Source organism: Burkholderia sp. AU27893 (assembly GCF_002223205.1).
Classification (GTDB): Bacteria; Pseudomonadota; Gammaproteobacteria; order Burkholderiales; family Burkholderiaceae; genus Burkholderia.
Genome location: NZ_NKFD01000002.1, coordinates 177,975 through 202,822, shown reverse-complemented (window position 1 = coordinate 202,822; position 24,848 = coordinate 177,975). Strand labels below are relative to the sequence as shown.

Annotated in this window: 24 protein-coding genes; 8 read left to right on the top strand and 16 right to left on the bottom strand. The window is 67.3% G+C overall.

The window, feature by feature from the left end; translation table 11 throughout:
- Positions 1-1,188, top strand: a complete 1,188-nt coding sequence (locus CFB47_RS14030; protein ID WP_089440783.1) for a heme biosynthesis protein HemY — start codon at positions 1-3, stop codon at positions 1,186-1,188.
- Positions 1,189-1,305: 117 nt separating this feature from the next.
- Here CFB47_RS14030 and CFB47_RS14025 read toward each other — a convergent pair whose 3' ends face one another.
- The 5 genes from CFB47_RS14025 to CFB47_RS14005 form a co-directional block, all read right to left on the bottom strand.
- The gene (locus tag CFB47_RS14025) at positions 1,306-2,532 is read right to left on the bottom strand and encodes an alpha/beta fold hydrolase (protein ID WP_089461492.1); all 1,227 of its coding nucleotides are present in this window, start codon (positions 2,530-2,532) and stop codon (positions 1,306-1,308) included.
- Positions 2,529-2,942 (bottom strand): helix-turn-helix domain-containing protein, encoded by a 414-nt coding sequence (locus CFB47_RS14020; protein ID WP_089461491.1) that lies wholly within the window; start codon positions 2,940-2,942, stop codon positions 2,529-2,531. The genes CFB47_RS14025 and CFB47_RS14020 overlap by 4 nt, the downstream gene beginning before the upstream one ends.
- A gap of 225 nt (positions 2,943-3,167) precedes the next feature.
- Positions 3,168-4,472 carry an MFS transporter gene (locus tag CFB47_RS14015; protein WP_089461490.1) on the bottom strand — a complete coding sequence of 435 codons (1,305 nt, stop codon included), beginning with the start codon at positions 4,470-4,472 and terminating at the stop codon, positions 3,168-3,170.
- A gap of 128 nt (positions 4,473-4,600) precedes the next feature.
- On the bottom strand, positions 4,601-5,359 hold the full coding sequence (locus CFB47_RS14010; RefSeq protein ID WP_089461489.1) for an SDR family oxidoreductase: 759 nt from the start codon (positions 5,357-5,359) through the stop codon (positions 4,601-4,603).
- Between the two features lie 71 nt (positions 5,360-5,430).
- Positions 5,431-6,870 carry an aldehyde dehydrogenase family protein gene (locus tag CFB47_RS14005; RefSeq protein ID WP_089461488.1) on the bottom strand — a complete coding sequence of 480 codons (1,440 nt, stop codon included), beginning with the start codon at positions 6,868-6,870 and terminating at the stop codon, positions 5,431-5,433.
- 521 nt (positions 6,871-7,391) lie between these two features.
- Between CFB47_RS14005 and ppa the strand changes: the two genes are divergently transcribed.
- Positions 7,392-7,919 (top strand): inorganic diphosphatase, encoded by a 528-nt coding sequence (gene ppa / locus CFB47_RS14000; RefSeq protein WP_034178734.1) that lies wholly within the window; start codon positions 7,392-7,394, stop codon positions 7,917-7,919.
- Between the two features lie 54 nt (positions 7,920-7,973).
- Here the strand turns inward: ppa and CFB47_RS13995 are convergent, their stop codons facing one another.
- The 3 genes from CFB47_RS13995 to CFB47_RS13985 form a co-directional block, all read right to left on the bottom strand.
- Positions 7,974-8,798, bottom strand: coding sequence for a GIY-YIG nuclease family protein (locus tag CFB47_RS13995; protein ID WP_089456741.1), 825 nt, complete (start codon positions 8,796-8,798; stop codon positions 7,974-7,976).
- A 49-nt stretch (positions 8,799-8,847) separates the two neighbouring features.
- Positions 8,848-9,882 carry an AraC family transcriptional regulator gene (locus CFB47_RS13990; RefSeq protein ID WP_089461487.1) on the bottom strand — a complete coding sequence of 345 codons (1,035 nt, stop codon included), beginning with the start codon at positions 9,880-9,882 and terminating at the stop codon, positions 8,848-8,850.
- 304 nt (positions 9,883-10,186) lie between these two features.
- Positions 10,187-11,365, bottom strand: coding sequence for a GNAT family N-acetyltransferase (locus tag CFB47_RS13985; RefSeq protein WP_089461486.1), 1,179 nt, complete (start codon positions 11,363-11,365; stop codon positions 10,187-10,189).
- A 110-nt stretch (positions 11,366-11,475) separates the two neighbouring features.
- On the opposite strand from CFB47_RS13985, the gene CFB47_RS13980 reads away from it, so the two are divergent.
- Positions 11,476-13,182: an NAD+ synthase gene (locus tag CFB47_RS13980; RefSeq protein WP_089457188.1), complete on the top strand. Its 1,707-nt coding sequence runs from the start codon at positions 11,476-11,478 to the stop codon at positions 13,180-13,182.
- A gap of 83 nt (positions 13,183-13,265) precedes the next feature.
- Complete coding sequence (locus tag CFB47_RS13975; RefSeq protein ID WP_006398637.1) at positions 13,266-13,604, top strand: P-II family nitrogen regulator; 339 nt, start codon at positions 13,266-13,268, stop codon at positions 13,602-13,604.
- A gap of 181 nt (positions 13,605-13,785) precedes the next feature.
- On the opposite strand, the gene CFB47_RS13970 is transcribed toward CFB47_RS13975, so the two are convergent.
- Both CFB47_RS13970 and CFB47_RS13965 read right to left on the bottom strand, forming a co-directional pair.
- Complete coding sequence (locus CFB47_RS13970; protein WP_071334967.1) at positions 13,786-14,865, bottom strand: porin; 1,080 nt, start codon at positions 14,863-14,865, stop codon at positions 13,786-13,788.
- 562 nt (positions 14,866-15,427) lie between these two features.
- Entirely contained in the window at positions 15,428-16,399 is a 972-nt protein-coding gene (locus tag CFB47_RS13965; protein ID WP_373453142.1) for a LysR family transcriptional regulator, read from the bottom strand.
- Between the two features lie 88 nt (positions 16,400-16,487).
- On the opposite strand from CFB47_RS13965, the gene CFB47_RS13960 reads away from it, so the two are divergent.
- A complete protein-coding gene (locus tag CFB47_RS13960) occupies positions 16,488-16,985 on the top strand; it encodes a GNAT family N-acetyltransferase (RefSeq protein ID WP_011352855.1) in 498 nt (165 codons plus the stop codon).
- Between the two features lie 54 nt (positions 16,986-17,039).
- Here the strand turns inward: CFB47_RS13960 and CFB47_RS13955 are convergent, their stop codons facing one another.
- The 4 genes from CFB47_RS13955 to CFB47_RS13940 form a co-directional block, all read right to left on the bottom strand.
- Positions 17,040-17,819 (bottom strand): ABC transporter ATP-binding protein, encoded by a 780-nt coding sequence (locus tag CFB47_RS13955; protein WP_039368539.1) that lies wholly within the window; start codon positions 17,817-17,819, stop codon positions 17,040-17,042.
- Between the two features lie 17 nt (positions 17,820-17,836).
- Positions 17,837-18,550, bottom strand: a complete 714-nt coding sequence (locus CFB47_RS13950) for an ABC transporter permease (protein ID WP_039368534.1) — start codon at positions 18,548-18,550, stop codon at positions 17,837-17,839.
- Positions 18,547-19,236 carry an ABC transporter permease gene (locus tag CFB47_RS13945; RefSeq protein WP_021158491.1) on the bottom strand — a complete coding sequence of 230 codons (690 nt, stop codon included), beginning with the start codon at positions 19,234-19,236 and terminating at the stop codon, positions 18,547-18,549. Before CFB47_RS13945 ends, CFB47_RS13950 begins: the two co-directional genes overlap by 4 nt.
- A 228-nt stretch (positions 19,237-19,464) precedes the next feature.
- Complete coding sequence (locus tag CFB47_RS13940) at positions 19,465-20,247, bottom strand: ABC transporter substrate-binding protein (RefSeq protein ID WP_143330831.1); 783 nt, start codon at positions 20,245-20,247, stop codon at positions 19,465-19,467.
- Positions 20,248-20,616: 369 nt separating this feature from the next.
- Here CFB47_RS13940 and CFB47_RS13935 point away from each other — a divergent pair, with 369 nt between their 5' ends.
- Entirely contained in the window at positions 20,617-21,312 is a 696-nt protein-coding gene (locus tag CFB47_RS13935) for a pirin family protein (protein ID WP_089461485.1), read from the top strand.
- A 70-nt stretch (positions 21,313-21,382) separates the two neighbouring features.
- Here the strand turns inward: CFB47_RS13935 and CFB47_RS13930 are convergent, their stop codons facing one another.
- On the bottom strand, positions 21,383-21,934 hold the full coding sequence (locus CFB47_RS13930) for a periplasmic heavy metal sensor (protein WP_089456735.1): 552 nt from the start codon (positions 21,932-21,934) through the stop codon (positions 21,383-21,385).
- A gap of 224 nt (positions 21,935-22,158) precedes the next feature.
- On the opposite strand from CFB47_RS13930, the gene CFB47_RS13925 reads away from it, so the two are divergent.
- The gene (locus tag CFB47_RS13925; RefSeq protein ID WP_009693256.1) at positions 22,159-22,884 is read left to right on the top strand and encodes a response regulator; all 726 of its coding nucleotides are present in this window, start codon (positions 22,159-22,161) and stop codon (positions 22,882-22,884) included.
- The gene (locus tag CFB47_RS13920; RefSeq protein WP_089456734.1) at positions 22,868-24,184 is read left to right on the top strand and encodes an ATP-binding protein; all 1,317 of its coding nucleotides are present in this window, start codon (positions 22,868-22,870) and stop codon (positions 24,182-24,184) included. The genes CFB47_RS13925 and CFB47_RS13920 overlap by 17 nt, the downstream gene beginning before the upstream one ends.
- 42 nt (positions 24,185-24,226) lie before the next feature.
- Here the strand turns inward: CFB47_RS13920 and CFB47_RS13915 are convergent, their stop codons facing one another.
- Positions 24,227-24,493, bottom strand: a complete 267-nt coding sequence (locus CFB47_RS13915; protein WP_011545926.1) for a hypothetical protein — start codon at positions 24,491-24,493, stop codon at positions 24,227-24,229.
- Between the last annotated feature and the right edge of the window lie 355 nt (positions 24,494-24,848).

The window sequence follows — 24,848 nt, the reverse complement described above, 5'->3', positions numbered from 1 at the left end:
ATGACGCTTCGAGGAATCGTCTGGCTCGCGGTCCTGTTCGCGATCGCCGCTGCGCTCGCCACCGTCGGCCGTTTCGACGCCGGGCAGGTGCTGCTCGTCTATCCGCCGTACCGGGTCGACGTGTCGCTGAACCTGTTCGTGATCGCCATCGTCGTGCTGTTCATCGTCGTGTATGCGCTGCTGCGCATCGTGCGCAACATCTGGCGCATGCCGCAGCGGGTCGCCGCGTATCGGGCGCGCTCGCGCAACGAGAAGGCACAGGCATCGCTGCGCGACGCGATCGCGAACCTGTATGCGGGCCGCTTCTCGCGTGCGGAGAAGGCCGCGCGTGAAGCGCTGTCGGTCGATGCGAACCTGGGCGCCGCGAGTCTCGTCGGGGCCACCGCCGCGCACCGGATGCACGAGTACACGCGCCGCGACGACTGGCTGTCGAAGGTCGACGCGCCGGAATGGCAGGATGCACGGCTGCTCGCCGCGGCCGACATGCGCGCGGATGCGCGTGATGCCGACGGCGCGCTTGCCGCGTTGGCCGACCTGCAGGCGGGCGGCAAGCGCATCCATGCGCAGCAGGTCGCGCTGCGCGCGCAGCAGCAGCTGAAGAACTGGGCCGAGGTGCTGAAGCTCGCGAAGGCGCTCGAGAAGCGCGAGGCGCTGCATCCGGCGGCGGCCGTGCGGCTGCGCCAGCAGGCCGCGGAAAACCTGCTGCGCGAACGCCGGCACGACCCGGACGCGCTGCTCGAGGTGTGGCAGTCGCTGTCGCCGGTCGAGCGCCAGTCGCCGCGTCTCGCCGATCTCGCCGCAGAGCTGCTCGTGCCGCTCGAGCGTCGCAACGAAGCGCGCCGCATCGTCGAGGACGCGCTCGCGCACAACTGGGATGCGCGTCTGCTGCGCCGTTATCCGGATACGGCCGGCGCCGATGCGCTGCCGTTGATCCAGAAGGCGGAAGGGTGGAAGAAGGATCACCCGGAGGATGCCGACCTGCTGTTCGCGCTCGGTCGCCTGTGCCAGCAGCAGCAGCTGTGGGGCAAGGCGCAGTCGTTCCTCGAATCGGCACTGAAGCTGGCCGACAACGAGGCGCTGAAGGTGCGTGCGCATCGCGCGCTTGCGCGCCTGTTCGAGCATCTCGGCGAAACCGACAAGGCGGCGAAGCATTACCGCGAAAGCGCGCTGGCGATTACCGTGGTCTGATGCCGGTCACTCGGGCCGCCTGCTGCAGGCGGCTCGCACCAACCCGTGCAAAAAAGCCCCGAAGGCCTTTCCGGCATTCGGGGCTTTTGTTCGTCCAGGGTGGGCCTGGATGACGCGTCACGCGCCGAGCTTGCGCAGTAGATCCGCCTCGTTCGAGACGAACCACACCGAGGTACCGCGATTGGACTCGCGAACGAGCGCGCGAAGCGCTTCGCTGCGCGCGAGCCAGTGGTCGATTTCACCGACCACGCCGAGCCGGACGCCGTAGTTGACGAGCTTCTGCAACACGGCGCCTGCGAGGCCACTTTCGAGCCGGTAGAAATCGTCGTGCAGCGCGTCGGCGGGGACCGCGATCCAGTCGGCTTCATGCTCGTGCGCGAGCGCAACGAGGTCGAGCGCATCGCTTTCGCGTTGTACCAGACCGGCGGCGGGATCGCGGACCAGCACACGGTGGCCGGCTGCCTGAACGATTCGGTGGTGCATGCGGGTTGGCTCCGTCGACATGAGAAATGCGAGCACGGTGTCGCGCTGCCCGCGGATGAAGTGGTATTGATCCGGAAGAAACAGGACCTGCGCGTGTGGCACGAGACGCGTCAGGCGATCGTGTGTCTCGCGCGAATCGAGCATGACGTCGCGACCGCCGACGATCGCCAGCACGGGCGTGGCCAGCGTGCGCAGCGCGCCGTCGCCGAACACCGGGACCGCTTCGAGGCGCGGCCGGAAGCCGCGATCCACGGCGCGCATGAGCGCGAACGTGTCGCGCTCGGCGGGCGTCGATGCGGGCGGCAGGCGGCCGAGCACGCGCCGTCGCACGCGCGCGCGCCCGACATCGCCGAGCAGTAACAGCGGCAGCGCCCACCACAGAAACGGTTTCTGCCGGCCGATGCCGGACGGGCAGAGCAACGCAAGCCGCGTGACGCGCGTTGGCCGCCGCAACGCGAAATCGAGCGCGGTTCGCGCACCGAGCGAGATGCCGACGAACGCGGCGCATGACACGCCCAGGCCGTCGAGTACGTCGTCGAGCCACTGCGCGTACGCGTCGCTCGCGAACGGTGGCCGCGACGGGGCGCTGGGTCCCGCTTCGCCGATTACGTCGATCGCGTAGAGCCGGAAATGCTTCGACCATTCGCCCGCGTAGTGCTGCCAGCTCGCCGCTGTCGTCTGCGCGCCGTGGATCAGTACGACCGGCGGCGCGTGCGCCGGACCGCAGGCAATCACATGCGTGGTGCCATGGCGCGTCTGCACGGTGATGCGCCGATGTCCAGCCGGCCAATGCGACAGCGCAGCCTCGTAAGCTGCGCGAATCGCGCGGGCGTGGCGTGGCGACCTGAAGATCGCGCTCATGTCCCGCTTTGCTGCAGCAGCGCCTCGACCGACGACATCAGCGCAGCCGTGTCGGCCGGCGTTGCGGCAACGATAATCTTGACCAGGCTGGCGGCGGGATCGAACGTGACGTCGATTCGCACCGGGTCGACATACGACGTGCGGCCGGATGCCATCGCATGCAGCGACCGCGACAGGTACTGGTGCAGCGACTGCGGCGCATCCGGAATGTCGACGATGCTGGTGACGCGCACCGCACGCGGGACGGGCGCGGCCGGCTTCGTTTGCGCGAACGCGGCAAGGTCGGCGTCGAGGATGCGGTACGCGCGGCCGACCCGCGCTGCATGCAGCTTGCCCTCGCGGATGAAGCGCAGGACGGTTTTTGGGTGGAGGCGCAGGCGGGCGGCGGATTCTTCGACGGTATGGAACATGATCGGCCAGTGGTGCTCAAGATATTCCCTATTGTTCCATGATAAATGGATTAATAGGGAATATTCTGGGCGGCGCTGAGTCATCGTTGACGGGATACCGAACCCGCATCTCTCGAGCGGTGCGTGCGTGGAAGCAGAAACGCCCCGCCGGCCGGAGCGGTTCCGGCCAGCAGGGCGTTTCGGGTGTCGGTCGGTTATCGGCCGGCGGGCGTCATGCGCCCGGCGTTACTTGTCGACGAGCCGCTTCGGTACCGACAGCGCCAGCAGCCCGCCGAGCACGAGGAACCCGGCGAGCATGTACATGCCCGAATCGTTGGCGCCCGTTGCCTGCTTGAGCCAGCCCATCATGTACGGGCTGAGGAAGCCGGCGAGGTTGCCGATCGAGTTGATCATCGCGATGCCGGCCGCGGCCGCCGTGCCGCCGAGGAAGGCGGTCGGCAGGCTCCAGAACAGCGGCAACGTCGTCAGGATGCCGATCGTCGCGAGCGTGAGGCCGAGCATCGCGAGCGCGGTCTGGTGCGCCCAGATCACCGACAGCACGAGCCCGAGCGCGCCGATCGCGGCCGGAATCGCGACGTGCCAGCGGCGTTCGCGGTGCCGGTCCGCGCTACGCGCGATCAGGATCATCGCGACCACGGCAGCTGCATACGGAATCGCCGACAGCAGGCCGATCATGAACGTGTCGGTCACGCCCGTCGCCTTGATGATGGTCGGCAGCCAGAAGCCGACGCCGTAGAGCCCCATCACGAACGAGAAGTAGATCAGCGCCATCAGCCACACGCGCGGGCTCGACATCACGGCGCCGAGCGGCAGGTCTTCCTTGGTGGCTTCTTCAGCATCGACGTTGCGCGTGAGCAGCGCCTTTTCGTCGTCGGTCAGCCAGTTCGCCTTCTCGATCCGCTCGTCCAGCTTGAGGAACACGACCACGCCGACCAGCACCGACGGGATGCCCTCGAGCAGGAACAGCCATTGCCAGCCGTGCCACCCGCTGATGCCGTCGAACGCCTTCAGGATGAAGCCCGAGAGCGGCCCGCCGATCACGCCGGACAGCGCGACGGCCGTCATGAAGAACGTCGTCATCCGGCCGCGCCGGTGTGCGGGATACCAGTAGGTGAGGTAGAGGATCACGCCGGGGAAGAAGCCGGCCTCGGCGACGCCGAGCAGGAAGCGCATCACGTAGAACATCGTGGGCGTCGTGACGAACATCGTCAGGATCGAGATCACGCCCCACGTCGCCATGATCCGCGCGATCCACACGCGCGCGCCGACCCTGTGCAGGATGATGTTGCTCGGCACTTCGAAGAGGAAATAACCGAAGAAGAAGATCCCGGCGCCGAGCCCGTAGACGGTGTCGCTGAGGTTCAGGTCGCTCGCCATCTGCAGCTTCGCGAACCCGACGTTCACGCGGTCGAGATACGCGACCACGTAGCACAGCAGCAGGAGCGGCACGAGCCGCCACGACACCTTGCGGTAGGTTGCTTCCTCGAATGCGCCGGACGAGCCCGGCAGCGACTGCGTCGATGTTGCCATGTTGTCTCCTGTCCTTATAGTTGGCCGGGGAAGGCGCTGCGGCACCCGATCCGGTTTCGTGCGAAGCAATGCGTGGATGTCGTGCCGGCCGGTGAACCCCGGCGCGGTGAGCGAACAGCCCGGTGCGGCTAGATGCAGCGTCCGCCGTCGACTTCGAGACAAACGCCCGTGATGAATTCAGCTTCGTCGGAGGCAAGGTAAAGCGCCGCGTTCGCGATGTCCTGCGGCGTCGAGAAGCGGCCGAGCGGGATCGTCGCGAGGAACCGGCTGCGGTTCTCGGGGGTATCCTCGCAGCCCATGAATTCGGTCATCAATGCCGTTTCGCCAAGCACGGGGTTGATGCAGTTCACGCGGATGCGGTCGGTGCCGAGTTCGGCCGCGAGCGACTTGCTCGCGGTGATCATCGCGCCCTTCGTGCTGTTGTACCAGACGAGGCCGGGTCGCGGCCGCACGCCGGCCGTTGACGCGACGTTCACGAACACGCCGCCGCCCTGTTCGCGAAAGTACGGCACGAAGGTCTGCACGCACCAGAACAGGCTCTTCATGTTGACCGCGTACACGCGGTCGAATTCGGCTTCCGTCACGTCGAGCACCGGCTTGTTGCGGTGCGTGGTGCCGGCGTTGTTCACGACGATCTGCACCGCATGGAAATCGTCGAGCGCGGCCTGCAGCAGCGCGTGCCAGTCGTCCTGCCTCGACACGTCGCCGGCCACCGCGATGGCTTTGCCGCCCGCGAGCGCGATCTCGCTCGAGACGCGCTCGGCTGCCGCGCCATTCAGGTCGTTGACGACGACGTTCGCGCCTTCGCGCGCATAGGTCTTCGCGATGCCTTCGCCGAATCCCGAGCCGCCGCCCGTGACGATTGCCGTCTTGCCGCTCAACCGCATGGTGTGTCTCCTGTGCTGGATATGAGTGTCGTCGTGCTTCGGCACGCGGCCGGGTGCTGCATGCGGCGCGGTCAGCCGTGCCGGATCGCGATCGTCTTCAGCGTGGTGAAGCCGTACAGTGCCTCGAAGCCTTTCTCGCGGCCATGCCCCGAGTGGCCGACGCCGCCGAACGGGAGCTCGACGCCGCCGCCCGCGCCGTAGTTGTTGATGAACACCTGGCCCGCCCGCAGGCGCCGCGCGAGCCGCATCTGGCGCGCGCCGTCGCGCGTCCAGATGCCCGCGACGAGGCCGTACGGCGTGCCGTTCGCCAGCGCGACGGCTTCGTCCTCGTCGACGAAACGCATCGCGGCGAGCACGGGGCCGAACACTTCCTCCTGCGCGAGCCGGTGCGACGGCGGCACGTCGCGCAGCAGCGCGGGCGCCTGGTAGAAGCCGCTTTCGGGCGCGTCGGCGACGACTTGCCCGTGCGCGGCCATCGGAATGCCGTCGTGCTGCGCGTCGGACAGGAAATCCCACACGCGCTGCTGCTGTTTCGCGTTGATCAGCGGGCCGCAGTCGAGGTCGGCGCGGCTCGGGCCGACGCGCAGCTCGTTGAACGCGGTGGCGAGCCGCTCGACGAGCGGCTCGTACACCGCGCGCTCGATCAGCACGCGGCTGCCAGCCGAGCAGGTCTGCCCGCCGTTCTGCACGATCGCGGACACGAGCACGGGCAGCGCCGCTTCGAGATCGGCGTCGGCGAACACGATCTGCGGCGACTTGCCGCCGAGTTCGAGCGTGACGGGGACGTGGTTCTCGGCCGCCATCTGCGTGACCAGCTTGCCGGTGGCCGGCGATCCCGTGAACGAGATGTGGTCGATGCCGGGATGGCGTGCGAGCGCGGCGCCGGCTTCATGGCCGTAGCCGGTGACGATGTTCAGCGCACCGGCCGGCAACCCGGCCTCGACGGCCAGCTCGGCGACGCGCAGCAACGACAGGCACGCATCCTCGGCCGGCTTGACGACACAGGCGTTGCCGGCCGCGAGCGCGGCGCCGACGCTGCGCCCGAAGATCTGCATCGGGTAGTTCCACGGCACGATATGGCCCGTGACGCCGTGCGGCTCGCGCACCGTCAGCACCGTGTAGCCGGCTTGATAGGGGAGGGTTTCGCCGTGCAGCTTGTCGGCGGCGCCTGCGTAGAACTCGAAGTAGCGCGCGAGCGCGGCTGCGTCGGCGCGTGCCTGTTTCAGCGGCTTGCCGGTGTCGCGCGCTTCGATCGCGGCGAGTTCCTCGATCGAGGCGGCGACACGTGCCGACAGGCGCATCAGCACGCGGCCGCGCTCGGCGGCGCTGGCGGCGCCCCACGGGCCCGCGAATGCGTCGCGGGCCGCGGCGACCGCGCGCTCGATGTCGGGCGCCGTGCCGCGGGCGATCGACGCGAATGGCTGGCCGTCGGAGGGATCGACGACCGCGATGGTTTCCAGTTGCGCGGGCAACGTCCATTCGCCCGCGATGAAGTGCTTCGCCTCTTCCATGCCAGCTCCTGTCGACCCGAGTTAGCGCTTTAGCGCTTACTCGGGTCCCATGCTTCGCGGTCGACCCCGAGTTAGCGCTTTAGCGCTCACCCGGGTCCCATGCTTCGCGGTCGACCCCGAGTTAGCGCTTTAGCGCTCACCCGGGCCCCATGCTTCGCGGTCGGCCCGAGTTGGCGCTTTAGCGCTCACCCGGGTCCCATGCTTCGCGGTCGCCCCGAGTTGGCGCTTTAGCACTCACCCAGGCCCCATGCTTCACGGTCGCCCCGAGTTGTCGCTTTAGCGCTCACCCGAGCCCCATGCTTCGCGTTCGACCGGCGACAGCGCCTCAACCACCGACACCGATTCCACGTACCACGGCCGATGATTCAACGGCCGGGCATCCGGAACGATTATCGGCCGATCGTCATCCGGACGCCACCGGTCGATTGGCTATAATGGCGCATTCCCTTGCGGGACGCCTGCGGCGATGCATCGGCCGCGGCGCCCTGTCCCGAATTCCCATCGACCTACAGAGAGTGCTCATGAGCTTCAATCATGTTCCGGCCGGCAAGGACCTGCCGCAAGATTTCAACGTGATCATCGAGATTCCCGCGCAAAGCGATCCGGTGAAGTACGAGGCGGACAAGGAACTGGGCCTTCTCGTCGTCGACCGCTTCATCGGCACGGGCATGCGCTATCCGGTGAACTACGGCTACATCCCGCAGACGCTGTCGGGCGACGGCGATCCGGTCGACGTGCTCGTGATCACGCCGTTCCCGTTGCTGGCAGGCTCGATCGTGCGCTCGCGCGTGCTCGGCATGCTGCAGATGACCGACGAGTCGGGCGTCGACGCGAAGCTGGTCGCCGTGCCGCACGACAAGATCTGCCCTATGACGGCAAACCTGAAGTCGATCGACGACGTGCCCGAGTACCTGAAGGACCAGATCAAGCACTTCTTCGAGCAATACAAGGCGCTCGAGAAGGGCAAGTGGGTGAAGGTCGAAGGCTGGGCCGGCATCGAAGCCGCGCACAAGGAAATCACCGACGGCGCAGCGAACTACAAGAAGTAAGCGGCGTACCGGCCGACGGCCGGTTCGTGCGAAACGCCAACCGCGCGTGTCTCCTCAGGAGGCCGCGCGGTTTTGTTTTGTGCGTTGGGGTCGCTTGCGTACGGCAGCGGGTACGGCCGCAGGCGACGGGGCGGTGGACGGCGCGTCCTTCGCGCGCTTCGCGCGGCGAGCGGTAGCGGGAGCCGCCGGCGCTTCGGCGGCTTGGGCAGCGGCCGCGCGGCGGCGACCCGATGCGGGCGCGGCATCTTCGCGTCCGTTCGTGCTGAGTTTGCCGCTGGCTGCAGGCGCCTTTGCTTTCGACGAAGCGGGTGCGGCCGGCTTGTCCTTTTTTACCAGTGTGTCGCGCGATGAAGTCTTTTTTGCGACGCCATCGCTTTCGGGCTTCTTGCGCTTTGCGACCGGGGCGGCTTTTGTCGCCGTGGGAGACTCGGGGGCTTTGGCTTCTGCAGGCTTGTCGACCTTTTCGGCTTTCCCGGCTTTTCCGGGCTTCTTCGGGCTTTTGCCCGTCTCGACCGACTGTTCCGCACGGTCGACGTTCTTCGCCTGCTTCCGCCCGCGCGCACCGGCCTTCAACCCGGTCGTATCACCGCTCGCGTCGACAGTCACGACGGCCGGCAGCACCGACTCCAGCGTCCGCAACCCGGCCGCCAGCTCCCGCTTCTGCGCCGCCGTGAGCTGCTTCACCCAGTACTCGGCGCGCGACGCGCTCGACCGGTCGGGCAGTGGAAACGACGCGAGCACCGCACGCGGCTTGCGCGAGCGCGTATAGCGCGCGCCCTTGCCGGATGCGTGCTCGTCGAAGCGTGCGGCAACGTCGGTCGTGATGCCCGTATAGACGCTGTCGTCGGCGCATTCGATCAGATACAGAAACCAGGACATGGCAGGGCGGCAGGATGCGAAGCCGCCAGTGTCTCAGAAAAAGCGCCCGTCAACGCCACCACTCGCCGTGCCCGTCGCGAAAGCGGCTCGGCGCCGCGCCGAGTTCGCGCGTGAAGAAGCGCGTGAACGCGCTCGTCGAACGGAAGCCGACCCGCGCGCCGATCTCGCCGATCGGCAGTTGCGTATTCAGCAGCAGGTCGCGCGCTTCACCGAGCCGCGCCTGCGCGACGAGCGCATGAAACCCGACCGCTTCGCGGTGCAGCCGCCGGCGCAGTGTCCAGCGCGACATCGCGAAGCGCGCGCAGATGTGCTCCATCAGCGTGTCGGACGGCACGTCGGCATCGTCGGACGTGCGCAGCCAGTCGCGCACGCATTGCTCGACCGACGCGCCGAACGTCGAGCGGGCACGCACGCGCTCGCGCGCGGCGTCGGCCGCATGACGCTGGATGTCCGCGAGCGGCGCGTTGTAGCACTCGAACGGCGTGTCGAAGCGCGCTGAGCGCAGCACGACGCGGTTGCATGCGGCATCGAACGAAACCGTCGCGCCGAGGAGATCGCGCAACGCGGCCGTCGGCGCGAACGCGCGGCCCGCGAACGCGGCTTCGTCGATCCGCACGTGCGGATCGTACAGGCGCGCGAGCGCGACGAGGATCGCGAAATTCGCGAACGCGCTGCTGGCGGGCCGGCCGTCACCCTCGTTCACGTATTCGAGTGCGATCGCGTCGCCGGTTTCATGCGCGAAAAGCCAGTCGACGTTGCCGATCAGTTCGCGGTAGCGCAGGTAGCCGTGCAGCGCGTCGCGCAGCGTCGCGGCGTTGCAGGTGATGCCCGCGAGCTCGGGGAACGGCGCGAGCCACGGCACGACCTGCGGCGGCGGCCGATGCCAGGACAACGGCCAGTCGCTCATCAGCCGCATCGCGGCGACGTGCCGATCACCGGGGATGCGCCGCGCGTCGTCGGCGAGATCGGCCGCGCCGATGCCGAGCGTCGCATACAGCGGCGCGATGTCGAAGCCGTTGCGGCGCATGTCGTCGAGCGCCTGTCGGTAGACCCGGACGGATACCGATTTCTGTCGTAACTCCATGTCTCTCTCCATGACCTTCGGGTTGCCCCCGCTGCGAGAGGTCAGGTACGGCTCCTGCCGGTCAAGCATGGTGACCGGTCGATTTTTTTGAACTGGGACGCTGGAGTGGGATGACAAGTACAACAGATCGATTCAGTCGGATCAATGAAAACTTCGCTGTTCCCGCGTTCGGCGATTGCGTCCGCGTCGGCGATCGAGGCGTGGCCGACGACGGTGACGCGCGTCGCGCACCGGGCCGAAGGCGCCGTGCGGCATGCGGCGAAGCCGGCCGTGACTTCGTCGCATGCCGGGGCCCTTGATGACGTTAAGCGCCGCTGCGCCGGAACGGATCGTGTTCGCGCAGTTCGTCGACGTACGCGTGGATATGCTCGGTCTCGCGTTCGAGAAAGTGTGCGACCGCGTCCGAGAACGCCGGGTGCGCGAGCCAGTGCGCGGAGTGCGTGACGGTCGGCAGGAAGCCGCGCGCGAGCTTGTGTTCGCCCTGTGCGCCGCCTTCGAACGTATCGAGTCCGGCCTCGATGCAGAATTCGAGCAACTGGTAGTAGGCCGTTTCGAAATGCAGGCAGGGCACGTGTTCGAGCGCGCCCCAATAGCGGCCATACAGCGTGCCGCCGCCGTTTTCGCCGCGCCGGTAGACGGCGAGCGCACTCGCGATCGGCCGGCCGTCGGCTTCCGCGATCACGAGCAGCAGGTTCTCGGGCATCGTCGCGCCGATCGTGCGGAAGAAGTCGAGATTCAGGTACGGGCTCGAATAGTGTTCGCGATAGGTCTGCCGGTAGCAGCGCGAGAAGAAGCGCCAGTCGGCGTCGGTGATCTGGTCGCCGGTGAGCCGCCGGAACGTCACGCCCGCGTCGTGCACCTTGCGCCGCTCCGCGCGGATGTTCTTGCGCTTCTTCTGCTCGAGCGTGCCGAGGAAATCGTCGAAGTGGCGGTAGCCGTCGTTGATCCAGTGGAACTGCACGCCTTCGCGCAGCATCATCCCCATCGATTCGAGCAGCGCCGCTTCGTCGCCGGTCGGGAACAACACGTGCAGCGACGACACGTCGCTCTGCTCGGCGAACGCGAGCAGCGTGGCCGCGAGTCGGCGGCGCGCGTCGTCGTCGGCCGCGAGCAGGCGCGTGCCCTGCACGGGCGTGAACGGCACCGCGCACAGCAGCTTCGGGTAGTAGGGCAGGTTGTTGCGCTGGTACGCATCGGCCCAGGCCCAGTCGAACACGTATTCGCCGTACGAATGCTGTTTCGCGTAGACGGGCGCGGCGGCCGCGAGGCGGCCGGTGCGCTCGTCGGTCAGCGTGACGAAGTGCGGCGACCAGCCGGTATCGTCGACCGCGCAGCGTGCGACGTGCAGCGCGTCGAGGAATTCGTGGCGCAGGAAGGGCGTCGGCTGCGCGTCGCGGGCGAGCAGCGCGTTCCATTCTGCGGCCGGCACCTCCGCGGGGGACGACAGGATGCCCGTGCGATAATCGATGCGTTCGTGTTTCAAGCGTGAATCCGTACCGTTCTGTGTCGCCGGATGCGCGGGCCTGCATGGCCTGCACCGGGACGATTTCGTCAGCCGTTCAGGGCGCGCCGCCGGGCTGCGCCGATCCCGCCATGAAGACCCGACTCGCTCTCGCCCAGATCAACGTCACCGTCGGCGACTTCGCCGGCAACGTCGCGCGAATCGTCGCGGCCGCCCGCGCCGCGCACAACGATGGTGCGCAGCTGATGGTCGCGCCGGAACTCGCGCTGTCCGGCTATCCGCCGGAAGACCTGCTGCTGCGGCCCGCGTTCTACGCGGCGGCGGCCTCGGCACTCGACGCGCTCGCCGACGCGCTGAAGGCATTCGACGGTCTCGCGGTGCTGGTCGGCCATCCGCTGCGCGGCGCGGGCAAAGGCGCGCATGCGTCAGCCGTCGATGGTAATGCAAACCGCCCGATCGAGCGCGGCGTGCCGCCCACCGATACCTACAACGCGGTTTCCCTGATCGTCGGCGGCGCGATCGTCGGCACCTACCGCAAGCAGGATCTGCCGAACGCCGAGGTGTTCGACGAGAAGCGCTACTTCGCGACCGACGCCGAGCCGCTCGTGTTCGAGCTGAACGGCGTGAAATACGGCGTGATCATCTGCGAGGATGCGTGGCACGCGTCGGCCGCGCAGATCGCGAAGGCGGCGGGCGCGCAGGTGCTGCTGATCCCGAACGGCTCGCCGTACCACATGAACAAGGAAGCGGTGCGCATCGACATCCTGCGCGCGCGGATCCGCGAAACCGGGCTGCCGATGGTGTACGTGAATCTCGTCGGCGGCCAGGACGAACTCGTGTTCGACGGCGGCTCGTTCGTGCTCGACGCGCAGGGCGCGCTCGTCGCGAAGATGCCGCAGTTCGTCGAAGGGCACGCGATCGTCGAATTCGACGGCGCGCGGCCGCTGCCGGGCGCGATCGCGCCCGAGCTGTCGACGCACGCGCAGGTGTATCGCGCGCTCGTGCTCGGCGTGCGCGACTACATCGGCAAGAACGGGTTTCCGGGCGTGCTGATCGGGCTGTCGGGCGGCGTCGATTCGGCGCTGGTGCTGGCCGTCGCCTGCGATGCGCTCGGGCCCGAGCGCGTGCGCGCGGTGATGATGCCGTCGCGCTTCACGGCCGACATCTCGACCACCGATGCAGCGGAGATGGCGCGGCGCGTCGGCGTGCGCTACGACGAGATCGCGATCGCGCCGATGTTCGATGCGTTCCGCGCATCGCTCGCGGGCGAGTTCGCGGGCCGCGCGGAAGACGCGACGGAGGAGAACATCCAGGCGCGCATTCGCGGTACGTTGCTGATGGCGCTGTCGAACAAGTTCGGCTCGATCGTGCTGACGACCGGCAACAAGAGCGAGATGGCGGTCGGCTACTGCACGCTGTACGGCGACATGGCCGGCGGGTTCGCGGTGATCAAGGACATCGCGAAGACGCTCGTGTACCGGCTGTGCCGCTATCGCAACGAAACGGCCGACTACCCGCTGCGCGACGTGATCCCCGAGCGGATCCTCACGCGCGCGCCGTCGGCCGAGCTGCGCGAGAACCAGACCGACCAGGACAGCCTGCCGCCGTACGACGTGCTCGACGCGATCATGCGGATGTACATGGAAGAGGACCGGCCGCTCGCCGAGATCGTCGCGGCCGGTTATGCGCAGGCCGACGTCGAACGCGTGACGCGGCTCATCAAGATCAACGAATACAAGCGCCGCCAGGCGCCGATCGGCATTCGCGTCACGCATCGCGCGTTCGGGCGCGACTGGCGCTACCCGATCACGTCACGGTTTACCGAACGTCTCGATTGAGCGGTGCTGGGCCGCGTGCGGCTCGCAGGCTTACAATCGGGGTCGCGATTTTGCATCCAAACGAGCATTGGGGGACAACCACCATGAAACGCATCACTGCCATCATCAAGCCGTTCAAGCTGGACGAAGTCCGCGAAGCGCTCGCCGAAGTAGGTCTCACGGGCCTGACCGTGACGGAAGTGAAGGGCTTCGGCCGCCAGAAGGGCCATACCGAGCTGTATCGCGGCGCCGAATACGTCGTCGACTTCCTGCCGAAGATGAAAATCGAGGTGGTCGTCGCGGAAGCGCAGGTCGACCAGGTGATCGACGCGGTGATCGGCGCGGCCCGCACCGGCAAGATCGGCGACGGCAAGATCTTCGTGTCGGACGTCGAGCGCGTGATCCGCATCCGCACCGGCGAAGAGAACGAAGCGGCCGTCTGAGCGCCGCGTCCGCGCCATTTGATCGCTTCCCGGCCGCTTCGGCCGATCGGGCCACGGGTCGCAAGAACCCGTCGCCCAAGAAAAAACGGTGCGGATACCCGGTTGGGTACCGCACCGATACGCGCCTCTCGCAGCAGCGTGGAAAACGTCGTTGAATCGATTCTTTGAGAACGGCGCCTGATCAGAACAGGTGCTGGATACCGGCGTAGACGCCGGTCTGGCTGCCGCCCGGATGCGGGTTGCCGGTCGACACGGCGGTGCCTGCACCGTTCGCGTTCAGACCGAAGTTGGCCGACGAGCTGTTGCGCACCGTCGCGGCCTGCAGGTCGAACAGCGTGCGCTTCGAGATGTTGTACGAACCGCCGATTGTGTAGATGTTCGCGTTGCCGCCGCCGTGGTTCGCGTTCACGTGATACACGGCCGCGATCAGCGCCGCTGCCGGCGTTGCCTGCCACGTCACGCCGCCCCAGACCTGCTGGGTGCCCGTCACACCGGCGTTCACTGCCGGGCCGCCGCTGCCGTCCGCGCGCGATGCCTGGTAGGCCGCTTGCACCTTGAACTGACCGAGGAACACGTTCACGCCCGCGAAGTATTCACGCGAGTAGTTGAACACGTCCGAGAAGCGGCCGTTGCTGTCGCGCGTTTCGTCGTAGATGCCGCGCAACTGGAACAGCGAGTTCGTGTAGGTGACCTGACCGCCCATTGCACGGCCCGGTTGGCCGGCCGTCGTGTTGCCGTTGAAGCTGGTCGAGTTCGAGAACGAGAACTGGCCGTAGAAGTCGAGGCCGTAGAGCGACGGCGACTGGTACGACACGTTGTTGCTGGTCTTGTTCCAGTTGCGGCCGCGCACCAGCGAGGCCGTCGACCAGGCCGACTGGCCGAACGGGTCAAAGTCCCACACGCCGTTGGCGATCGCGAGCTCGCGACCCAACAGCAGCGTACCGTAGCGGTCGTTCGAGATCCCGACGGTCGCGAAACGATCCCAGATCGAGCCGCTGAAGCCGCCCGTCATCGTGTTGAACGCGCCTTCGAGGTGGAACAGGACCTTGTTGCCGCCACCGATGTCCTCGGTGCCCTTCAAGCCCCAGAGGCTGGTGCCCCAGTCGCCGCTTTCCGCGCGCACTTGGTGGCCGTTTTGCAGGCCGTTCAGGTACTCGATGCCGGCATCCAGGCGGCCATACAGCGTGACGCTGCTCTGCGCGTGCGCCGTCACCACCCCAGCAGCCATCAGCGCGGCCGCGACCAAAGCTTTCTTCATCATCTCCTCCATACCCTGTCAAAAAGTCAACCCAGACTGCACGAGATGCCCGGAGCGCGAGCGCCGGGCAAAAGCGGGATAACCAGGGAGACCTCGTGCAGGGCCGGTAAGCGCGGCACGCGGGCAAGCGGACGGAAAACCGTTGAGCGTTCCCGCGCAGCCGGGTCGGCCTGCGGGGTCTCCTTGTAGTGTCGTGAAGCTAAACTACATTTCACGAACTTCGTTTTGCTACTTTGGTTACTAATTTAGCAAAAATACAATTTTGTGGCGATGGAAATCGTTGTTTGACTAACACGTGTCGCCAAATTGCCATGCAACACGGTGGGCAACAGGGGTGCCAAGGGTTTGCAATTAACGGAAAACCCTTGTCCCGCAAGGGAGACACGAGTTTTGCAAACGGGGGTCAAGGATTGCCACTATTGACGCTGCGGGGGCGCAGGCGTAAGCGTCAACGACGAGAAATTGGTAAGTATTTCGTAATGAATGGGCGGCTGCCGGACAGGGCCGCCGATTGCCTGAAACGCTTGTCCGGCAACGCGCAGCGCGGTGTACCGACATGCCTTGGTCAGGCAGCGGCGGGCCGCGCGCCGAGCAACTGCGCGCGAATCCAGCGGTGCGCATCGGTGCGCGCATGCTTCGCGTGCGAATAGACCTTCACGGTGTAGCGCGGAATCTCGAACGGCGCCGGAAAGAGGCGGATCGGCGCCGCGTGCCGCAGCGCCTGCGCGGCGCGGTTGGGCACGGTCATCAGCAGCGCCGATTCCGCGATCACGAACGGCGCGGCCAGCACCGTCGGCAACTGCACGGCGACCTGCCGCGCGAGGCCGAGCCGGTCGAGCACATGGTCGACGACGCCGCGCGACTCGTTCCACGGCGTGACGACCACGTGGCGTGCCGCCAGGTACTGGTCGAGCGTCAGCCGCCGGCGAATCTCCGGATGCGTGGCGCTCGCGATCACGACGTAGTCGTCGGAGAACCAGTCGAAATCCTCGATGCCCGGCGCGTCGGCCGTCGATTCCTCGTGGTAGCCGAGCGCGAAATCGATGCGTCCGGCCGCGAGTTCGTCGACGGAGATCTTCCGGTCGGAATGCACGACGCGGATCCGCAATTGCGGCGCGACATGCTGGATGCGGGCGAGAAACGCCGGCAGCACGGCGAATGCCGTGTAGTCGGTCGCCGCGAACACGAACGTGCGGTCGCTTTGCGCGGGATCGAAGCGGCGTGCGCGGGCGAGCCCCTTCGACATCGTGTCGAGCGCGTCGCCGGCCCAGGTGGCGATGTCGTCGGCGCGCACGGTCGGCTGCATCTCGTTACCGAGGCGCACGAACAGCGCGTCGCCGATCGTGTCGCGCAGCCGCGCGAGCGCGTGGCTCAATGCGGACGGGCTCAACGCGAGCTCGTGCGCGGCCGCGGCGACGGACCGATGGCGGTACAGCGCATCGAACACGAGCAGCAGGTTCAGGTCGAGGCGGCGCAGATCGGGATGCATCATGTTCAGGTCCGGATGAAGAAACTGCACTTCCTGCAGGGGCTGCATGAACGTAGCATGACGTTCTGATGGGTGCCAGCGCGGCTGCGCGGCATCGTTTCACGTTACCAGCCAGGGCCGGAGGAGGGCTCAACCCGTGCAAATCGACATCCGTTCCGCCACCGTCGCCGACGTGCCGCAGATCCTGCGTTTCATCACCGAGCTGGCCATCTACGAGAAGGCCGAACACGAAGTGATCGCGACGCCCGCGTCGCTCGAGCGCAGCCTGTTCGGCGAGGGATCGCCGGCGCGCGCGCTGATGTGCGAGGTCGACGGCGAGCCGGCCGGCTTCGCCGTCTATTTCTTCTCGTATTCGACGTGGCTGGCCCGGCAGGGGCTGTATCTCGAGGATCTGTACGTGTCGCCACGCTTTCGCGGCGCGGGCGCCGGGCTGCGGCTCCTGAAGGCGCTCGCGCGGATCGCGGTCGAGTCGGGCTGCGGGCGTTTCGAGTGGAGCGTGCTCGACTGGAACGAGCCGGCGATCCGCTTCTACGAAAGCGTCGGCGCGGCGCCGCAGAGCGAATGGGTGCGCTACCGGCTCGCGGGCGACGAACTGCGCGCGTTCGCCGACAGCGCGCCGGTGAGCGCCGCGTAAACGCAAAACGGGCGCCGCGCGGCGAACCGCGGGCGCCCGCTCATCCAGCGTGCGTTACTTGAGGCTGCCCGACAGGAACCCGCGCAGGCGTTCGCTCTTCGGGTTGGCGAACACCTCGGACGGCACGCCTTCTTCCTCGACGCGGCCCTGGTGCAGGAACATCACGTGGTTCGACACGTTGCGCGCAAAGCCCATCTCGTGCGTGACGACGATCATCGTGCGGCCTTCCTCGGCGAGCTTCTGCATCACCTTCAGCACTTCGCCCACCAGTTCCGGGTCGAGCGCCGACGTCGGCTCGTCGAACAGCATCACGTCCGGATGCATCGCGAGCGCGCGTGCAATCGCCACACGCTGCTGCTGGCCGCCCGACAGGTGCGACGGATACTGCTTCTCGACGCGCGGCGCGAGGCCGACTTTCTCGAGGTACTCGCGTGCGCGCTCCTCGGCTTCCTTCTTCGGGATGCCGAGCACGTTCACCGGCGCTTCCATCACGTTCTCGATCACGTTCATGTGCGACCAGAGGTTGAAGTGCTGGAACACCATCGACAGCTTGGTGCGCACGCGCTGCAGCTGCTTCGAATCGGCCGCGCGCAGCGCGCCCGTCTTGTCGAGCGCGGTGCGCACTTCCTCACCGTCGACGAAGATGCGGCCCGCATTCGGCTGCTCGAGGAAGTTGATGCAGCGGAGCATCGTGCTCTTGCCGGAGCCGGACGAGCCGATCACGCTGATCACGTCGCCCGAGTTCGCCTTCAGCGACACGCCCTTGAGCACCTCGTTGTCGCCGTACCGCTTGTGCAGATCGTCGACGAAAAGCTTCTGAGTCTGGGAATTCATCATAGTCCTGCGAAAACTTACTTGCCTTGCGGGCGCAGATACGCGAGCCAGCGGCGCTCGGCCTGGCGGAACAGCCAGACGAGCGTGAACGAGATCGCGAGATAGAGCAGGGCGGCGATGCCGAACGCATGGAACGACATGTAGGTCGCCGAGTTGACGTCGCGGGCGATCTTCAGGATGTCCGGCACGGTCGCGGTGAAGGCGACGGTGGTCGCGTGCAGCATCAGGATCACTTCGTTGCTGTACAGCGGCAGCGCGCGGCGCAGCGCCGACGGCAGGATCACGCGGCGGTACATCGTGAACGTCGACATCCCGTACGCGCGGGCGGCTTCGATCTCGCCGTACGACGTCGCCTTGATCGCGCCCGCGAAGATTTCGGTGGTGTACGCGCAGGTGTTCAGCGTGAACGCGAGCAGCGTGCAGTGCATCCCGTCGCGGAAGAACGCGTCGAGCATCGGCGTGCCGCGCACGGCCTGCAGGCTGTAGAGGCCCGTGTAGCAGAGCAGCAGCTGCACGTAGAGCGGCGTGCCGCGGAACACGTAGGTGTAGAGCCACACGGCGCCCGACAGCCACTTCTTCTTCGACACGCGCGCGACCGCGAGCGGTATCGACAGGCAGAAGCCGAGGCCGATCGACACGACCAGCAGCCACAACGTAATCGCGACACCGGTGATGCGATAGCCGTCGGTGTAGAGATAGTTGCGCCAGTATTCTTGGATGAGTTCGATCATAGGTCAGCCTTGCGGACGCCGGTCGAGTAGCGCTTTTCGAGCCACATCAGCACGAAGTTCGAGATCGTCGTGATCGCGAGGTAGACGGCACCCGCGATCAGCGTGAAGAAGAAGAACCGCAGCGTGCCCTTGCCGGCGTCCTGCGACGCCTTCACGACGTCGGCGAGGCCGATGATCGACACGAGCGCGGTCGACTTCACGAGCACCTGCCAGTTGTTGCCGATGCCGGGCAGCGCGAAGCGCATCATCTGCGGGAACATGATTCGCGTGAACACCTGCCAGTTCGTCATCCCGTAAGCGCTGCCGGCCTCGAGCTGGCCGCGCGGCACCGACAGGAACGCGCCGCGGAACGTCTCGGTGAAGTACGCGCCGTAGATGAAGCCGAGCACGAGCACGCCGGCGAGGAACGGGTCGATGTCGATCTGGTCCCAGCCGAGCGCGTCGGTCGCCATGTTCAGCCAGATCTGCAGGCTGTAGAACAGCAGCAGCATCAGCACGAGGTCGGGCACGCCGCGGATCAGCGTCGTGTAGACGGTGCCGACGCCGTTCGTGAAGCGGTTGCGCGACAGCTTCGCGCCCGCGCCGAGCAGGCCCAGCAGGAACGACAGCGCAAGCGAAAGCACCGCCAGTTTGACGGTTTGCCAGGTGCCAGCGAGGATCAGCGGGCCGTAACCTTGTAGAAACATTGAGTGGTCCCTGGTGTGGTCCCTTAGGGCGCACGCGGTGCGCCGCGAAAGACGCGTTCCGCCCAAGCTGCGCGGAACGCCCCGTGCGTATCATGACCGTCCGCCCCGGCAGCGGTGCCGGGCCGCCCGTCGCGGGAGCGGCGGGCAGGGGCGGGCGGCGCGTGGTTGACTGCCTGTACTGCCCGGATGCGGGGCGGCCCCGCATCCGTCGTCTCTTCTTTTCGTTACTCAGCGGGCCGAAGCCGAATAGACGCTGAACGCGAAATACTTGTGCGACAGCCGGTCGTACGTGCCGTCCTTGTGCATGTCGGCCAGCGCCTTGTTGATCTTGAGCTTCAGGTCCGTATCTTCCTTGCGCAGGCCGATCGCGGTGCCGTCGCCGATCGTCTTCGGATCCTTCACTTCCGGCCCGGCAAACGCGAAACCCTTGCCGCGCGGCGTGCGCAGGAAGCCGTAGTCGGCCTGCAACTCGTCCTGCAGCGTCGCGTCGAGACGGCCCGAGCCGAGATCGGTATAGACCTGGTCCTGGTTCTGGTAAGGAATGATCGTCACGCCCTGCGGCTCCCAGTACGCCTTCGCGTAGGTTTCCTGCGTCGAGCCCTGCTCGACGCCCACGCGCTTGCCCTTCAGCGACGCGACCGTCGGCAGCAGCGGCGAGCCGGTCTTCGCGATCATCCGCGCCGGCGCGTCATAGACCTTGTCGGAGAAGTCGATCTGTTCGCGGCGCTTGTCCGTGACGGTCAGCGACGACACGATGACGTCGTACTTCTTCGCCTTCAGCGCCGGGATGATCCCGTCGAGATCCTGCGCCACCCACACGCATTTCACGTTGATTCGCTTGCAGATTTCCTTGGTGAGATCGACGTCGAAACCGACGATCTCGCCGCTCGGCGCGGTCGACTCGAACGGCGGGTAGCTGGCGTCGACGCCGATCCGCACGGTCTTCCACTCCTTCGCGAAGGCGCTGCCCGCCATGAGGGCGAGGGCGGCGCACAGGGCGGCCTTCTTCATTTCCATCCTTCTGTTGCTGACTTTCCGGGAGCGCTCGCGGCCGGTTGGACCGGGCGCCGCGGCGTATTCTAGACGGCCAAAAATCGCCGAGCGGCGCTCTGGCAATGGCGGCCGCCGGAACGGCGAACGCCAAAAGGCCGGTATTTTACCCGAACGCGATACGCGGAAACCGGCAATCCGGGCCGACCGATCGATTCTTCGACGCATTGATCCGGCTGTTGCGATAATCGCTGCATTCGCAAGGGACATTGCATCGATTGCATCCGCAAGTGCAACGATGCGGTGCGCAGGCGGCGGATTGTGGCGCGATTGGCACACTCATACAGTGACGGCATGGCAGAACCCTGCATCCCACGGAGTGTCCGTTCCATGTTCCAGATCCGCCGCGCCGCCGATCGCGACCAGCGCAGCCATGGCTGGCACGAATTCCTTCACAGCTTTCCCGGGGCGTCCGGCCGGAGCGGGCCGACGGCGTTCGGCGCATTGCGCGAACTGAACGAGGAATGCATCGCGCCGACCCGCGGCTACGGGATGCGGCCGTACCGCGACGCGGAAATCGTCACCTACGTGCTCGACGGCGCGCTCGCGCATCGCGACAGCCTCGGCAACGGGGCGATCGTCCGTGCGGGCGGCGTGCAGCGCATGAGTGCCGGCACCGGCGTCATGCTGAGCGAAACCAACGCGTCGCGTGACGAGCCGTTGCGCCTGCTGCGGATCTGGCTCGCGCCGGCCGGGGCGGGCGGCCGGCCCGGCTACGGGCAGACGCACTTTGCCGATGACGAGAAACGCGGGCGGTTGCGGCTCGTCGCGGCACCGGACGGTGGCGACGGTGCGTTGCCGATCGGGGCGGACGCCCGCATCTTCGCGGGGCTGATCGACGGCGACGAGGCGGCGGCGTTCGACGTGCAGGCCGGGCGCCGCGCGTACGTGCACGTGGTGCGCGGCGACGTCGAGGTGAACGGCTACGCGCTGTCCGCGGGCGACGGCGCGCGGATCGGTGCCGTGGACGCGGTGGCGTTCGCGCGCGGCCGGGCGGCCGAGGTGCTGCTGTTCGACGTCGCCTGAAACGCAAAAAGGGGACGCGGGCCGGTGCCCGCGTCCCCTTCGATGCCGCTTCGCGGAGCGGCCCGCCGGCTTACTGCGCCGGCGCCGACGCGGCCTTGGCCGCGCGATGCTGCTCCCAACGCTCCTTCATCTTCTCGTGGCGCTGTTCCATCTTCGCGAACTGCTGCTTGAGCGCCGTGCTGACCATCGTCTTCTGCTGGTCGTTCAGCCCGTTGTAGAACGTGAGCCACGCGGCGGACGTCTGCTCGCGCAGTTGCGCGTTCTGCGCCTCGGCCTGCTGGCGTGCCGAGTGCATCGCGCTCAGGTCGAGGATCGGCTGGTTCTGCTGCGCCTTGAACTGGTCGCGCATCTGCTCGTGGCTCTTGCGCATCGCGTCACGGTTCTGCTTCATCGTGTTGACGGCTGCCTGCCACTGCTGTTCCTGCGACGCGTTGAGCTTCAGCTGGTCGTGCAGTTTCATGATCGCGCCGAACGGGCCGCCTTCATGCCCGTCGTGCATCTGATGGGCGCCGGGGCCGCCCGGAGGCGGCATGTCGTTGGGCTGCGCGGCATGCGCGGTGCCGAATGCGAGAGCGAGCACGGTGGCGGCCGCGATGGCCACGCGGGAAGTCTTCTTATACATTTCAGAAACTCCTTGTATCCAAAGGGTCCGGCGATGCGGGTCCGGGAAAACCGGGTGCCGCATCCGGTAAGACGCAGGTTAGCGATGCAGGCTGCGGCCGGTGTTACGCGGGGCGGTGGCCGGGTTACCGCGCATTACAGTTCCCTTGCGCGGTAACCCGCAGTAACCCTTTCGTCCCTTTGTTTCGTTCTTCGACTCCGCCCTCGCGCGGTAAACTTCGAGCCATGACTACCCAGATCCTCATCGTCGACGACGACCAAGAACTCCGAGACCTGCTGCGCGACTACCTCGTGCGCCAGGGGATGGAAGTGTCCGTGCTGCACGACGCGGCGACGCTCGAGAAGCGCCTCGAGCGCGAGCGGCCCGACCTGATCGTGCTGGACCTGATGATGCCGGGCGTCGACGGCCTGACCGCGCTGCGCCAGCTGCGTGCGGCCGGCGACGACATCCCCGTGATCATGCTGACCGCGCGTGCGGACGACGTCGACCGCATCGTCGGGCTCGAGCTCGGCGCGGACGACTACCTCGGCAAGCCGTTCAACCCGCGCGAGCTGCTCGCGCGCGTGCAGGCCGTGCTGCGCCGCCGCCGCGCGACGCCGTCGGCCGCGGCGCCCGAACAGCGCGAGCCGTTCGCGTTCGGCCGCTTCGTGCTCGACTTCCAGGCGCGCACGCTGTCGGTCGACGGCAAGCCGGCCACGCTGTCGAGCAGTGAATTCGCGCTGCTGAAGATCTTCGTGAACCACGCGCTGCGCACGCTCACGCGCGAGCGGCTGCTCGAGCTGCTGCACGGGCCCGAGTACGACGGCACCGACCGCGGCATCGACGTCCAGGTGTGGCGCCTGCGCCGCATCCTCGAAACGGATCCGTCGACGCCGCGCTTCATCCAGACGGTGCGCGGGCGCGGCTACGTGTTCGTGCCCGACGGCGAGGCCCATGCGCAAACCCATTGATTCACTGTTCGGGCGGCTGGCGCTGCTCGTCGTCGGTGTCCTGCTCCTGTCGCACTTCGCGTGGTTCTTCGCGATGCGGCTCGAGCGCAGCCAGATGCAGACGCGTTACGCGGTCGAAGAGGCCGCGTTCCTGGTCGACGCGGTGCGCCAGCACGTCGCACGCACGCCCGACCAGCCGCTGCCGTCGCGCGTGCGGCTCGTATCGCCGGACAGCGCCGACGTGCCGAAGGGTGGTGATGCGGGGCTGCCGCCGCCGCTGAAGCGGTTCCGCGACGACGTGAGTGACCGCATGCCGCCCGGCACGCAGGTCGAGATCGGCACGCCCGGCCATCCGCCCGTGCTGTGGGTGAAGGAGCCTGCCGACCGCAACTGGATCGTGGTGCCGGTTCAGCCGCTGCGGCCGCCGCGCTCGCTCGACCGGATGCTGTTGTGGCTCGGCACGATCTTCTCGGCCGGCGTGATCGCCGCGCTGTTCGCGGCCTGGCAACTGCAGCAGCCGCTGCGTTCGCTGGCACGCGCGGTCGCGCGCTTCGGCCGCGGCCAGCCGGTGCCGCCGCTGCGTGAGCGCGGCCCGCGCGAGCTGCGCCAGCTCACGCATGGCTTCAACCAGATGGTGGAACAGGTGTCGCAGGCCGAGAGCGACCGCGCGGTGATGCTCGCGGGCGTGGCGCACGACCTGCGCACGCCGCTTGCGCGGATGCGGCTGCGGGCGGAAATGATGGACGACGCCCGGTTGCGTGACGGCGTCGTGCGCGACGTCGATTCGATGTCGCACATCGTCGATCAATTCCTGGTGTTCGCGCACGGCGGGTCCGATCGCAGCGAGCCGGTGCCGGTCGATCAGGCGTGCGAGCGGATCGCGCGCAGCTATCGCGCGGTCGCGCCGAACGCGCCGACGGTCCAGACCCGGCTCGACGCCGATCCGGGCTTCCGGCTGCCGACGGCGACGCTCGACCGGATCCTGTCGAACCTGCTGGACAACGCGCATGCGTACGGTGCGCCGCCCGTGCTCGTCGAGACGGCGCGCACGCCGGCGGGCTATGTGTTGTCGGTCAGCGACAGCGGCGGCGGGATCGCGCCGCGCGACCTCGCGGCGGCCACGCGGCCGTTCGTGCGGCTCGACCCGGCGCGCGGCGGCAACGGCCACAGCGGGCTCGGGCTCGCGATCGTCGAGCGGCTCGTACTCAGGCTGGGCGGGACGTGCGACATCGGCAACCGCCCCGAAGGCGGCCTGCGTGTCGCGATGACGTTCCCGTTCGAGGTCGTGCCGAAGGACGAACCCCACGCACAGGCCGCATGAGCGGCTGCGGCGCCAGCCCGTCCGGGCTGGCGCCGCGTGCCATCATTCGCCGAACAGCGTGCCGAGCGTCTCGGCCGCGTTGCTGTCGATGGTGTTGTAGGTCACGGTGGTGGCCTCGAAGATGTAGACCGTCGTGTACCGGCCGAGGCGCTCCAGGATTTCCTCCTGCAGCGATTCAGGCACGACGTTCATGTTCAGGTACCACGCCGTCGACGACAGCCGCGTCTGGAACGACCCGTACTCCTGCATCAGTTCGTAGAACGCGTCGGCATCCTGATCGCGGCAGACGATCACCAAGTTTCCTGCCATTCCCTTTCCTCCCGCTCGTCGATCGATCCCCAAGGCCTGTTGACATCGGGCACGCGCATGCGTTGCCATCGGACCAGCCGCAACAGACCCCGAGGGCCAGCCCTGATCATACCCGCTTAGTCGTATCCGGCTGGTGACGCCCGACATGGTTTGCGCGCACGTGCGGCCAGCGGGTTCACGGGCGGGCCGGATCACGGCATAATTCGGGCCTGCATGCCGGCCGAAAGACTGCGGCCGGGCTGCTCGACCCGCGCACCCGCCATCCGCCCGCGCGCCAGGCACGATCCGTGCACCGCCTGCGCCGTTCCCGGACGGTTGTACCTGAAATACAGGTTGGTGTAGTGTCGTGCCGTCG